The organism is Burkholderia sp. Bp8992, assembly GCF_003853705.1.
In the GTDB taxonomy this organism is placed as follows: Bacteria; Pseudomonadota; Gammaproteobacteria; order Burkholderiales; family Burkholderiaceae; genus Burkholderia.
Genome location: NZ_QTQI01000026.1, coordinates 42,969 through 56,032, shown reverse-complemented (window position 1 = coordinate 56,032; position 13,064 = coordinate 42,969). Strand labels below are relative to the sequence as shown.

The 13,064-nt window shown below is 67.7% G+C and carries 11 protein-coding genes; 6 read left to right on the top strand and 5 right to left on the bottom strand.

Going from position 1 to position 13,064, the window contains the following annotated elements; genetic code table 11:
- Nucleotides 1-157: 157 nt before the first annotated feature.
- The 4 genes from DIE03_RS30085 (at nt 158) to DIE03_RS30065 (ending at nt 5,887) form a co-directional block, all read left to right on the top strand.
- Nucleotides 158-1,690, top strand: coding sequence for a sensor domain-containing diguanylate cyclase (locus tag DIE03_RS30085; RefSeq protein WP_124455862.1), 1,533 nt, complete (start codon nt 158-160; stop codon nt 1,688-1,690).
- Nucleotides 1,691-1,844: 154 nt separating this feature from the next.
- Entirely contained in the window at nt 1,845-2,915 is a 1,071-nt protein-coding gene (locus DIE03_RS30080) for an FUSC family protein (protein WP_124455861.1), read from the top strand.
- A gap of 330 nt (nt 2,916-3,245) precedes the next feature.
- Nucleotides 3,246-4,580 carry an argininosuccinate synthase gene (argG, locus tag DIE03_RS30075; RefSeq protein ID WP_044848086.1) on the top strand — a complete coding sequence of 445 codons (1,335 nt, stop codon included), beginning with the start codon at nt 3,246-3,248 and terminating at the stop codon, nt 4,578-4,580.
- Nucleotides 4,581-5,092: 512 nt separating this feature from the next.
- Nucleotides 5,093-5,887, top strand: coding sequence for a polysaccharide lyase family 7 protein (locus tag DIE03_RS30065; protein WP_124455859.1), 795 nt, complete (start codon nt 5,093-5,095; stop codon nt 5,885-5,887).
- Between the two features lie 84 nt (nt 5,888-5,971).
- Here DIE03_RS30065 and DIE03_RS30060 read toward each other — a convergent pair whose 3' ends face one another.
- The gene (locus tag DIE03_RS30060) at nt 5,972-7,282 is read right to left on the bottom strand and encodes an MFS transporter (RefSeq protein WP_124455858.1); all 1,311 of its coding nucleotides are present in this window, start codon (nt 7,280-7,282) and stop codon (nt 5,972-5,974) included.
- 179 nt (nt 7,283-7,461) lie between these two features.
- Nucleotides 7,462-8,544, bottom strand: a complete 1,083-nt coding sequence (locus tag DIE03_RS30055) for a tartrate dehydrogenase (RefSeq protein WP_124455857.1) — start codon at nt 8,542-8,544, stop codon at nt 7,462-7,464.
- Nucleotides 8,545-8,652: 108 nt separating this feature from the next.
- Between DIE03_RS30055 and DIE03_RS30050 the strand changes: the two genes are divergently transcribed.
- Nucleotides 8,653-9,573 (top strand): LysR substrate-binding domain-containing protein, encoded by a 921-nt coding sequence (locus DIE03_RS30050; RefSeq protein ID WP_124455856.1) that lies wholly within the window; start codon nt 8,653-8,655, stop codon nt 9,571-9,573.
- A gap of 232 nt (nt 9,574-9,805) precedes the next feature.
- Here DIE03_RS30050 and DIE03_RS30045 read toward each other — a convergent pair whose 3' ends face one another.
- The 3 genes from DIE03_RS30045 to DIE03_RS30035 form a co-directional block, all read right to left on the bottom strand.
- The gene (locus DIE03_RS30045) at nt 9,806-10,810 is read right to left on the bottom strand and encodes a LysR family transcriptional regulator (protein ID WP_124455855.1); all 1,005 of its coding nucleotides are present in this window, start codon (nt 10,808-10,810) and stop codon (nt 9,806-9,808) included.
- Between the two features lie 103 nt (nt 10,811-10,913).
- Nucleotides 10,914-11,333, bottom strand: a complete 420-nt coding sequence (locus DIE03_RS30040; RefSeq protein ID WP_124455854.1) for an ATP--cob(I)alamin adenosyltransferase — start codon at nt 11,331-11,333, stop codon at nt 10,914-10,916.
- 124 nt (nt 11,334-11,457) lie between these two features.
- A complete protein-coding gene (locus DIE03_RS30035) occupies nt 11,458-12,258 on the bottom strand; it encodes a helix-turn-helix domain-containing protein (protein ID WP_124455853.1) in 801 nt (266 codons plus the stop codon).
- A gap of 169 nt (nt 12,259-12,427) precedes the next feature.
- Between DIE03_RS30035 and DIE03_RS30030 the strand changes: the two genes are divergently transcribed.
- Nucleotides 12,428-13,054 (top strand): LysE family translocator, encoded by a 627-nt coding sequence (locus DIE03_RS30030; RefSeq protein ID WP_059237464.1) that lies wholly within the window; start codon nt 12,428-12,430, stop codon nt 13,052-13,054.
- Nucleotides 13,055-13,064: the final 10 nt, after the last annotated feature.

Genomic DNA, 13,064 nt, shown 5'->3' with positions numbered 1-13,064 from the left:
GTAATGATGCGTAACCGTTTAGAATCGACCTTTCCGCATGCATGTTTTGCATGCGTACGCGAAAATCACGAATTCGCGAGATAATGCCGATTAATTCGAAATAATCCGCGCGGAACCGCCAGCCCCCGCGAATATCCGCCCCCCGCCACGCCCGAGGATGAAGTCACTCCCGCTGCCCGCCACGCTGCGCCGCCATACCGCGTCGATCGTGGCACGCATTCTTTCGCCCCGCGGCGTGCTCGTTGCGGGCATCGTGCTGCTGATGTTCAGTTGGGGACTTTCCGCGTCGCTATTAATCGAGGCACGGCGCGATGCGTATGACCATGCGGTCGAAAATGCGCGCAACCTGATGCTGCTGATCGAACGCGATATCGCGCGCAATATCGAACTCTACGATTTGTCGCTGCAAAACGTCGTCGACGGCGTTACCGATCCCGAACTGATGACATTGCCGCCGCGCCAGCGCCACCGGCTGCTGTTCGACCGCGCGGCGACCGGCGAGTATCTCGGCTCGATTTTCGTGATGGATCCGCACGGCAATATCGTGATCGATTCGACTGCGTCGCCGGCCCGGCAAGGCAATTTCGCCGACCGCGACTATTTCGCCGTGCATCGCGACCGGCTCGCGCAGGGCCTCTACATCAGCCGGCCGTACGCTTCCCGGCTGCGCGGCGGCGCGCTGACGATCGCGCTCAGCCGCCGGATCACGCGGTCCGACGGCAGTTTCGGCGGCATCGTCGTCGGCACGCTCAGCATCGACTACTTCCGTGCGCTGCTCGACGGCCTCGCGGTCGGCCGGCACGGCAGCGCGGCGATCGTCGAGGACAACGGCACGCTCGTGTCGCGGCTGCCGTACGACACGCGCGTGGTCGGCCTCGACCTGCACGACTCGCCGCTGTTCATCGAGTCGCAGCGCAGCCGCACCGGCGAGCTGACCGGTACCGGCGCGATCGACGGCGTCCGGCGCATCTACGTCTACAAGCATCTCGCCGGCCTGCCGCTGGTCGTCGACGTCGCGCCGGCCGAGATCGACATCTACGCGTCGTGGCACCACCGCACGGTCTGGACCGTCGTGCTGATGTGCCTGTTCACCGGGTTCATCGCGTGGGGCTCGCTCGCGCTGTCGCGCGAACTGAAGCGGCGGCAGGTCGCCGAATCGAAGCTGTACCGGCTCGCGCGCACCGATGCGCTGACGGGCCTCGACAACCGCGGCACGTTCGACACGGTGCTCGCGAAGGAGGCGCAGCGCGCGGCGCGCAGCGGCCGGCCGTTGTCCGTGCTGTTCGTCGATGTCGATCACTTCAAGGCGTTCAACGACTACTACGGCCACCCGGCCGGCGACGACGTGCTGCGCCGCGTCGCGCAATCCGCGTCGGGCTGCCTGCGCCGCGACGGCGACCACGTCGCGCGCTACGGCGGCGAGGAATTCGTCGTCACGCTGCCCGACACCGACGCGCAAGGCGCGGTCACCGTTGCCGAAGGCATCCGGCGCGCGATCGCGGGGCTCGGCATCGAGCACGTGAAGAGCCCGTACGGGCGCGTCACGGCCAGCATCGGCACGGCGACCGCCGCCGACGGCCGGTTGAACGCCGCGACGCTGCTCCGGCGCGCCGACGAAGCGCTGTACCGCGCGAAGTCCGGCGGCCGCAACCGCGTGCTGGACGCGCCGCCGGCCACGGCCGACGCGTGATGTCCCGCGTCGCGGCCGGGCGCGCGCCCGCGCCGTGCGCGCCCGCGCCGTGGACAGCCCGCGCGTGTTCGGTTAGCGTGACGTCTGCTGCGCAAGCGGCGCGGCGCCTGCCCGCGCACGCCGCCGTGCGCGTTCCCGCCACCCCCGCTCCGTCATGACCACCCCGCTCCCTACCCGGCTGCCGCCCCTGCTGCGCAACGCGCTCCGCCCGCTGCTCGACCCGTACCGCCGCTACCGGCACGCGAAGCTGATCCACGCGGCGCGCGTCGCGCTCGCCGTCCTCGTGTCGATCGCCCTGTCCACCGGCCTGCACGTCCCGCACGGCGAGTGGTCGACGATCACCGTGCTGATCGTCGTCGGCGGGCTGCAGCACCACGGCAACATCCGCAAGAAGGCGGCCGAGCGCGCGCTCGGCACGTCGATCGGCGCACTGGCCGGGCTCGGACTGATCCTCCTCTACTCGTTCCTGCACGCGCCGTTCGCGATCTACCTGCTGATGGCCGTCTGGTGCGGCGTCTGCGCGTATCACGCGATCGGCAAGGCCGGCTACATCGCGCTGCTGTCGGCGATCACGATGGTGATCGTCGCCGGGCACGGCGACAACGAGATCGTCGACGGCCTGTGGCGCGCGGTGAACGTGCTGGCCGGCATCGCGATCGCGCTGGCGTTCTCGTTCGCGCTGCCGCTCTATGCGACCTATTCGTGGCGCTACAAGCTCGCCGACGCGCTGCGCGCGTGCGCGGCCGTGCATGCGCGGCTCGCGGGCGACCGCCAGGTCGGCGACGACGCGCACCTGAAGGAAATGGCCGCGCTGAGCGCGCTGCTCGTGCAGCTGCGCTCGCTGATGCCGTCGGTGTCGAAGGAATGCGAGACGTCGATGATGCAGCTCGAGGCGATCCAGCGCAGCCTGCGCCTGTGCATCGGCTATCTGGAGATCCTGTCGAGCGCGCTGCCGGCCCGCGACGACGTGGTGGCCCGCGAATACATGCGCGTCGAGATGAAGACCTTGAACCGGCGCATCCGCGACACGCTGGTCGGCGCGAGCCGCGCGCTCAAGTTCGGCACGCCGAGCCGGCTCGCGCCGCGCCGCCGGCCGGTCGACCCGCTGCACGACGCGCCGCCGCCGCAGCTGTCCGGCTATGTGTCGATCACGGCCAAGCTGGCCGGTGAAGTCGATCAGTTGCGCGAGAAGCTGCTGGATACCGCGCAGTCGTGGAATATCTGAGGTTCTGACGGATTCCGGGTTTCCAGCCGAAAACTTTCATATCCCTTTCGAATCGATCGGCCGGCACCCTGGCAGCGGTGGCCGTGCGTTTCGGCCGATCCGGCCCCGCCAATCCGGCCCGCGACGGCGCGCGTCGACGCCCGTTTCGGCCGCGATTTCGCGCCTTTCCGCATCGCGTTCTCCGCCTGGTTAACCGCCCGTCAGGCCCGCCGCGACAGGCCGGACGACCATTTCGCGCGAAAATCAGCCCTTGCCCCAACTTCCCGGACAGCCGATACTCGCATATTCCGCGAAATACGATCCCACCGGCTTCAATCCACGGTTATTCCTATGAGCACGATTCTCGAAAGCCTCCCGACCGGCCAGAAGGTCGGCATCGCCTTCTCCGGCGGCCTGGACACCAGCGCAGCGCTGCACTGGATGAAACTGAAGGGCGCCGTCCCGTACGCATACACGGCGAACCTCGGCCAGCCCGACGAAGACGATTACGACGCGATCCCGAAACGCGCGATCGAATACGGCGCAGCCGGCGCCCGCCTGATCGACTGCCGTGCGCAGCTCGTCGCCGAAGGCATCGCGGCGCTGCAAAGCGGCGCGTTCCACATCACGACGGCCGGCGTCACGTACTTCAACACGACGCCGATCGGCCGCGCCGTGACGGGCACGATGCTCGTCGCCGCGATGAAGGAAGACGGCGTCAACATCTGGGGTGACGGCAGCACGTACAAGGGCAACGACATCGAGCGCTTCTACCGCTACGGCCTGCTCGTGAACCCGGATCTGAAGATCTACAAGCCGTGGCTCGACCAGACGTTCATCGACGAGCTCGGCGGCCGTGCCGAAATGTCGGAGTTCATGAACCAGGCGGGCTTCGCGTACAAGATGTCGGCCGAGAAGGCGTATTCGACCGACTCGAACCTGCTCGGCGCGACGCACGAGGCGAAGGATCTGGAAAGCCTCGAAAGCGGCATCAAGATCGTGAACCCGATCATGGGCGTCGCGTTCTGGCGCGACGACGTGAAGATCGCCGCGGAAGAAGTGACGGTGCGCTTCGAAGCCGGCCAGCCGGTCGCGCTGAACGGCGTCGAGTTCAAGGATCAGGTCGAGCTGCTGCTGGAAGCGAACCGCATCGGCGGCCGCCACGGCCTCGGCATGAGCGACCAGATCGAGAACCGGATCATCGAGGCGAAGAGCCGCGGCATCTACGAAGCCCCGGGCCTCGCGCTGCTGTACATCGCGTACGAGCGTCTCGTCACCGGCATCCACAACGAAGACACGATCGAACAGTACCGCGAGAACGGCCGCCGCCTCGGCCGCCTGCTGTACCAGGGCCGCTGGTTCGACCCGCAGGCGATCATGCTGCGTGAGACGGCCCAGCGCTGGGTCGCACGCGCGATCACCGGCGAAGTGAAGATCGAACTGCGCCGCGGCAACGACTACTCGATCCTGAGCACGAAGTCGCCGAACCTCACGTACCAGCCGGAACGCCTGTCGATGGAGAAGGTGGCATCGACGTTCTCGCCGCGCGACCGGATCGGCCAGCTGACGATGCGCAACCTCGACATCACCGATACGCGCGACAAGCTGCGCGTGTACTCGCAAGTCGGGCTGCTGACGCCGGGTGAGGCGTCGGCGCTGCCGCAGATCAAGGGCGACGACAAGTAAGTCGCTTCGCTCGACGCCGTGCCGCATCGCTCGATGCGGCACGGTCGGGCAGGTCGTGTGTGGCGCATCATCATGCACACGGCCTGCCGCTTCCCCTCTCCCCGCCTTTCCGCTTTCCCTCCGCATTCGCATCACGCCGCGTCACGCACCAACGGCACTGTACCGTCGCGCCAGTCATGGCAAGTTGCGAACGCGCTGCCGTGCCGCGACCTTGCAGCCAGCCGTGCTTTCACGCCCGGAAGGAAAACGTTTACTCTTTCAAGGCTTCTTGCTAGCATCGTCTCCGATCGACTGCCCAGGCCACGCGGAAAGCCGATCGAAAGCATTACGATTTTTCAGCATTTCCTGCTTTTCGTTCCCATTTTCCCAGCCGTCTTCGAGCCATACCTGCTTTCTGTATTTTGGAGTGCTTTCTACAGGCAACCGATCACCCGCATGGCGATCGAATGCCTAAAAAGGAAAACGTTATCCACGACGTGGCGCCCCGCCACGGACCATCAGAGAGAGACATCATGAAGAACCGGATCATCCCGAGCGTCGTCGCCGTACTGTCCGTTGCGTTCCTTTCCGCCTGCGGCGGTGACGACCCGGCCAGCCCGGCCGCGGCCGCACGCCAGCAGGCCACTGCGATGGCGCTCAGTCCGTCTAACCCGCCCGGCTCGAACTTCAACCTTGCGCCGTTCACGCTGCAGTTGCCGACCGGCTCGTCCGGCAAGGTCGACACCGTGAGCGGTTCGTCGCTCGCGGGCGGCTACGTGAACCCGACGTATTTCTACACGGACGGCAGCGACGGCGCGATGGTGATGATGGACCCGACGCAGGGCTGGACGACGTCCGGCTCGCTGCATCCGCGCACGGAGCTGCGCGAGAACGCGATCTGGTCGACGTCCGGCACCAATCGCCTGAATGCGACGGTGGCCGTCACGCAGGTGCCCGATCACACGACGATCGGCCAGATCTTCCAGGGCACCGGCCCGAGCAAGCCGCTGTGCGAATTGCAATTCACGTCCGGTGGCGTCGTACAGTTGCTGCTCGAAAGCACCAACCAGGGCGGCAAGTCGACGACCACGCCGATCACGACGGTCGGCGTCGGCAAGAAGTTCAGCTACGCAATGAGCCTGAGCGGCACGACGATCACCGTCACCGCGAACGGCACGACCAAGACTTTCACGATGGATTCGAGCTTCGACGGCGAGAGTTTCTACTTCAAGGCAGGCGACTACGACCAGACGGCCGTGTCCGGCACGCCGCTGACGACGCCCGGCACCGTCGTGAAGTTCTATGCGCTGACGCTCACGCACAGCTGAAGTTGAGCGCGCGTCACGATGCATGAAGCCGGACGGATGCGCCACGCGTCCGTCCGGCTGCCCTGCACCGCGCACGTGCCGCGCTTACGAGGGATGCCGCACCCCCGGCACGACTGCTTCCCGTGCGCTCTTGCGGCTCAGCATCAGCGTGACAACCGCCGACACCGCGAGCGTGCCGGCCACCACATACAGCCCCGCCGCATACCCGCCTGTCGCGTGCTTCAGCCAGCCGATCGCGAACGGCCCGACGAATCCGCCGAGATTGCCGATCGAGTTGATCATCGCGATGCCCGCCGCCGCGCCGGCCCCCGACAGGAACGCGCTCGGCATCGCCCACAACGGCGCTTTCGCGGCGCTGATCCCGATGTTGACGACGACCAGCGCGAGCACGGTCAGCAGCGCGGTGCTCGCCTGCCCCGCGAACACGAAGCCGATGCATGCGAGCACGCACGGGATCACGACGTGCCACGTGCGCTCGCCGGTGCGATCCGAATGCCGCGCCCACCCGATCATCGCGACGACGGCGGCGATGCTCGGGATGCCGGTCAGCAAGCCCGTCTGCAGCGCGGTGAAGCCGAACTGCTTGACCATCAGCGGCGCCCACAGTCCGAGCGTATAGAGCCCCGCCGACGTGCCGAAGTAGATCAGCGCGAGCGCCAGCACGCGCGGATCGCGCAGTGCCTGCCACGCACCGGCCGTGTGCCGCGCTTGCGTGTGGCGCGCGTCGGCCTCGGCCTTCAGCTTCGCGATCAGCCAGTCGCGCTCGTCGGCACGCAGCCACGCGGCCTTCGACGGCGAATCGGTCAGGCACTTCAGTACGACGAAGCCGAGTACGACGGCCGGCAGCGCTTCGACGATATACAGCATCTGCCAGTCCGCGAGCCCGAACATCGGCGGCATCTGCATGATCGCGCCCGACAGCGGCGAACCGATCGCGGTCGAGATCGGCGCGGCCGCCATGAACCACGCGGCGGCCACCGCGCGCTGCTTCGCGGGGAACCACAGGCTCAGGTACAGGATGATGCCGGGGAAGAATCCGGCTTCGGCCATGCCGAGCAGGAAGCGCAGCACGTAGAAGCTCGTCGGCCCCGCCGCGAATGCGGACACGGCCGACACGATCCCCCACGTGATCATCACGCGCGCGATCCAGATGCGCGCGCCGACGCGATGGAGGATCAGGTTGCTCGGTACTTCGAACAGAAAGTAGCCGATGAAGAACAGGCCGCCGCCGAACCCGAACGCAGTCGGCGACAGGCCGATCGCCTTGTTCATCGTCATCGCGGCGAAGCCGACGTTGACGCGATCGAGAAAGCTGACGAAGTAAAGCAGCATCACGAACGGAATGATGCGCCACATCAGTTTCCGCGCGACGCGCGTTTCCAGATCCGCTTGCATGTGTCTCCTCCTTCGAGGTCGAGCCGTGCTCTGTCCGTGAATGCTCGGCAGCACCGCGCTGAAACGGGCGACGAGCGACGGGAGCCCGGCTCGCGTCGGATGCGCGAGTCTCGGGCAGAAAAATCCGGGGCGATGAACGGGCGGGCGCCGATTGCCGTTCGACGCTTGCCGTCCGGTCGTCAGGCCGCGACCGCCGCGTGTGCGACGCGCTCGCACACGGCCGCCGTCACCTGCGCGGTCGTCGCGTTGCCGCCGAGGTCGCGCGTATGCAGCGACGGGTCTGCCGTCACGGCCTCGATCGCCTGCATCACGCGCGCGGCTGCATCCGTTTCGCCGAGATGCTCGAGCAGCATCACGACCGACCAGAACGTGCCGACCGGATTCGCGAGCCCCTTGCCCATGATGTCGAACGCGGAGCCGTGGATCGGCTCGAACATCGACGGATAGCGGCGCTCGGGATCGATGTTGCCGGTCGGCGCAATGCCGAGGCTGCCGGCGAGCGCGGCGGCGAGATCGCTGAGGATGTCCGCATGCAGGTTGGTCGCGACGATCGTGTCGAGCGACGCCGGGCGGTTGACCATGCGCGCGGTCGCCGCATCGACGAGCTCCTTGTCCCACGTCACGTCCGGGAATTCCTGCGCGATCTGCTTCGCGATCTCGTCCCACATCACCATCGCGTGCCGCTGCGCGTTGCTCTTCGTGATCACCGTCAGCAGCTTGCGCGGACGCGACTGCGCGAGGCGGAACGCGAAGCGCATGATGCGTTCGACGCCGGCGCGCGTGAGGATCGACACGTCGGTCGCGGCCTCGATCGGATGGCCCTGGTGCACGCGGCCGCCGACACCCGCGTATTCGCCTTCGGAGTTCTCGCGGACGATCACCCAGTTCAGGTCATTCGGCCCGCAGCGCTTCAGCGGCGCATCGATGCCCGGCAGGATGCGCGTCGGGCGCACGTTCGCGTACTGGTCGAAGCCCTGGCAGATCTTCAGGCGCAGCCCCCACAGCGTCACGTGGTCGGGCACGCCGGGGTCGCCCGCCGAGCCGAACAGGATCGCGTCCTTGCCGCGCAGTGCGTCCAGGCCGTCGGCCGGCATCATCGCGCCGTGCTGGCGGTAGTAATCGGCCCCCCAGTCGAAATCCTCGAACTCGAAGGCAAAGCGGTCGCTGCCGCGGGCCAGCGCTGCCAGCACCTGCTTGGCCGCAGGCACCACTTCCTTGCCGATGCCGTCGCCGGGAATCGTTGCGATACGGTAAGTCTTCATGCGGCCATCCTCGATTGATCGTGAGCGTGACCGCACTTTACCGAACCGGAAGTGCAGAAACCGGGGCTATACTCAAAGCATCTTTAACTAAAATTCATGAATCCCGTCATGACGGATACCGTCCAGCCGGCCGATCTCGGCTTCTTCTCGACGCTGGCCGCGTCGGGCAGCCTGAGCGCGGCCGCACGCGAACTCGGACTGACCGCGGCGGCCGTCAGCAAGCGGCTCACCCAGATGGAGCGGCGCGCGGGCGTGACGCTCGTCAACCGCACGACGCGGCGGATGATGCTGACGCCCGAAGGCGACGTGTACCTCGACTACGCGCGCCGGATCCTCGACCAGATGGACGAACTCGGCGAACTGCTCGGCAGCGCGAAGCAGCGGCCGAAAGGGCTGCTGCGCGTGAACGCGACGCTCGGGTTCGGGCGCAGCCACATCGGCCCCGCGATCTCGCGCTTCGTCGCGCGCTATCCGGAGGTGTCGGTGCAGCTGCAGCTGTCGGTGATGCCGCCGCCGCTCACCGACGACGCGTTCGACGTGTGCATCCGCTTCGGCGAGCCGCCCGACACGCGCGTCGTCGCGCGGCGGCTCGCGCCGAACCGCCGGCTGCTGTGCGCGGCGCCCGCGTATCTCGCGCGCCACGGCACACCCGGCACGCCGCACGACCTCGCGCGGCACAACTGCATCGGCATCCGGCAAGGCGACGAGGGTTACGGCGTCTGGCGCCTGACGAGCGGACGCGGCTCGGCGCGCCACACGGAAGCCGTGCGGATCAACGGCAACCTGACGACGAACGACGGCGAGATCGCCGTGAAGTGGGCGCTCGACGGGCACGGAATCCTGATGCGCGCGGAGTGGGACCTGCGCGACTATCTCGCCGACGGCCGGCTCGTCGTCGTGCTGCCCGATCACGAGACGCCGAGCGCCGACATCTACGCGGTGTACGCGCAGCGTCACCAGATGTCCACGCGGATTCGCGCGTTCGTCGATTTTCTGGCGGAGGAATTGGGGCGCCTCAGGGCGGTGTAGCGCGCCCGTTCCATACGCCGTGTGTGTCGGCTGTCGATGCGCGATGCACGCGCACAGCCCGACTCGCCCTATACGGCTGCACTGCTGGCCGTTCGGCCTCCGATGAAAATATTCCGGCGAATTTCGTGCTAAATCGCCAAAATATTTACACCGTTCGATACAGATCGGATGGATGGCCGGCGCGTTCCGCCTCGCGAACGCTGCTCGAGATCTTTCCGTCGGTCTGCTGCCGTCACGCCACCGCCACCAGCCCGCTGTAGCGATCGCCGGTAGCGGCTGCACCCGGCAGCGCCGGCCGCCACCCCACCGCCCCCGCCGCCGCGATCCCTTCATGTTCGTGCGCGGCCTGCACGAAACGCTCGGCGATCCAGTCGACGAACGCACGCACACCGGGCGATACATGCGGGCGCTTCACGTAGACCGCCGACACGGCTGCCGCCTCGGGCTGCCAGTGCGGCAGTACTTCCCGCAGCTGCCCTCGATCGATCAGCGCCTGCGCGGCGATGCGCGTGGGCTGGATCAACCCGAGTCCATGCACGCCGCAGGCCAGATACGCCTGCTCGTCGTCCACGCTGACGATGCTGTGGAGCCGGACCTTGCGCACGACGTCGTCCGCGATGAAATCGAGTTCGGCCGTGCGCTGGCCGGACACCAGCGCGCCGCCGACCGCGCGGTGGGCCTCGAGCGCGTCGAGTGTGCGCGGCACGCCGAAGCGATCGAGATACGCGGGGCTCGCGCACGTCACGCGTTCGAGCGAGCCGAGCCGGCGCGCGACGCGCGACGAATCGGGCAGCGCGCCCAGCCGGACGGCGCAGTCGATCGCATCGGCATCGCGATCGCCCGCGCGCCCGGCCACGCCCAGCATCAGCACGAGATCGGGATGCCGTGCATGAAACGCGTCGAGCGCAGGCAGCACGATCGCGCCGGCCACCGACGCCGGCACCTCGACGCGCAGCGGCCCGCTCGGATGCCGCGCGGCGCCGCGAATGCTGGCTTCGAGCTCGTCGACGTCCGCCGTGATGCTCACGCAGCGCCGGTAATACGCGTCGCCTTCGGACGTCGCCCGCAGCGCGCGCGTCGTACGCACCAGCAGCGGCGTGCCGAGCGCCGCTTCGAGTTCCTGCACGGTCCGCGTCGCGGTCGCGCGCGAGATGCCGAGCGCCAGCGCCGCGCGTGTAAAGCTCTTCATTTCGACGATGCGCGTGAAGATGCGCATCGCGCGGATCGGATTGTCCACCGGTCACCCCTGCGTGGTTGCGACATGCCGCGGCGCGCGCGTGCGTGCGCCATGCATGTGTGTCGATGTCGATGAAAGCCGCGCGGCTCGCGCGGCGGCCGGTTCAGGCGTTCGCCGCCGCCATGCTGCGCGCGGGTTCGGCGAGCAGCCGCTGCGCGAGCGCCAGCGCGTCGTCGCGGGTCGCGGCCGCGTTCAACGGATAGCCCCAGACCTTCTCGAACGCCCCCGAAAATGCATCGAGTGCTGCACGCCGTGCCGCATCGGGCTCGATCGCGATCATCGCGGGGATCCATTCGCGCGACTGCGCGCGGTGGGCCTTGCTCCACCTCGCGAGCTGCTTGCGCATCTCGTGGTCGGTGTCGCCGCGATCGCCGCCGGACGGCGCATCGTCGGTCAGAAGAACGAAGCGTTCGCCGCGCGCCAGCAACGCGTCGAGTTCGGCGATCAGTCGGACGGGCTCGAGGTGCGTCGAACCGCCGTAACGCAGCCAGACAAACGGGAATTCCGTCGTGTTGATGTGCATGTCGACCTCCAGATGAGAACGATTCTCATTTTATGAATCGAGGTCGAACGCGTCATTTCTCATCCCGGCCAACTGCTTTTCCAATCCGGCCAAACGCGCGTGGACATCGGCGCGACCCGGTCGTTCAGCGTTGCCGATCGGTCAGGAACTGCGTCGGCGACTTGCCGGTCGCCTTGCGGAACATCGTCACGAAGCTGCTCGCGCTCTCGTAGCCGAGGTCGATCGCGATCTGGTGCACACGGCGGCCGGTCGTCAGCATCCGCAGCGACAGCGCGACGTGCAGCCGCCGGCGCCAGTCGCCGAGGCTCATTCCAAGCTCCTTCGCCGCGAGCCGTGTGAGGCTGCGCTCGCTGATGCCCGCGCGCCGCGCGAGTTCGGGCAGCGGCGACCTGTCGGCCGGATCGTCGAGCAGATGGTCGATCAGCTTGCGCAGCCGGCGATCGGCCGGCATCGGCAGGTACAGGTCCTCGACCGGCGCCGCGGCGAGTTCGTCGAGCAGCGTCGCCATCAGCCGCCCTTGCGGCCCGTCGACGTCGTACAGGTTCGGGAAGCTCGCGGCCTTCAGCAGCAGTTCGCGCAGCAGCGGCGACACGGACAGCGTGCAGCAGTGCGCGGGCAGGTCGAGCGCGGCATCGGGTTCGACCAGCACCGCGTAGTAGGTCGCGCCGGCCGAGCCGCGCGCCGCATGCGGGACGTCGCCGGGAATCCATACCGTGCATTGGGGTGGCGCGCTCCACACGCCGCCGTCGATCTCGCAATAGACGACACCCGACAGCGTATAGAGCAGTTGCGCCTGGCGATGGCGGTGCCGCTCCAGCCGCCATTCGGGTTCGACGACCGAGCCGCCGAACACGACGAGCGGACGCGGCACATGATAGATCTCGGCGTCCGCGGCAGGATCGGTAGTCGGTGGAAGCTCGCGCATGGAACGGTAGGCGGTGGAAGAAGCCGGACGCCGTGCCGCGCGTCGTTTCGTGCTTATACCAGAAAGGCGCGGGCATGGTCGGGCCGTTCGGGCGCCGCGTCGGCAGCCGCACGCCGAACCGAATACAATGCCCCGATCCCCGCCGCCGCGCCAACCTGCCGGAGCCGCCATGTTCGACCTGACCACGCTGACCACCTTCACGGCCGTCGTCCTGGGCCTGTTCCTGATCCCCGGCCCCGCCGTGCTGCTCGTGCTGAGCCGCACCGTGCAGGGCGGGCGCAAGACCGGCATCCTGACCGGCCTGGGCGTCGCCAGCGGCGACTTCGTGCACACGCTGTTCGCGGCCGTCGGGCTGTCCGCGCTGCTGATGACGTCGGCGCTCGCGTTCAACGTCGTGAAGCTGGTCGGCGCCGCCTACCTGATCTATCTCGGCGTGCGCGCGCTGCTGGAGAAGGCGTCCGATCCGTCGCTGCCGCAAGTGTCGCCCGTCACGCCGCTCAAGGCGTACCTACAGGCGATTCCCGCCGAAGTGCTGAATCCGAAGACCGCGCTGTTCTTCCTCGCGTTCATGCCGCAGTTCGTCCACCCCGAGCGCGGCTCGACGTTCGTGCAGTTCGCGGTGCTCGGGCTGATCTTCGTCGTGCTCAGCTCGCTCTATACGACGCTGATCGCGTGCTCGATCCGCCCGCTCGGCCGCATCGTGAAGCGGCTCACGTGGCTCACGCGCTGGCAGGGCAAGATCATCGGCTCGATCTTCATCGCGCTCGGGCTGCGTGTGGCCGTGCAGCAGCGCTGATCCGCGCGGC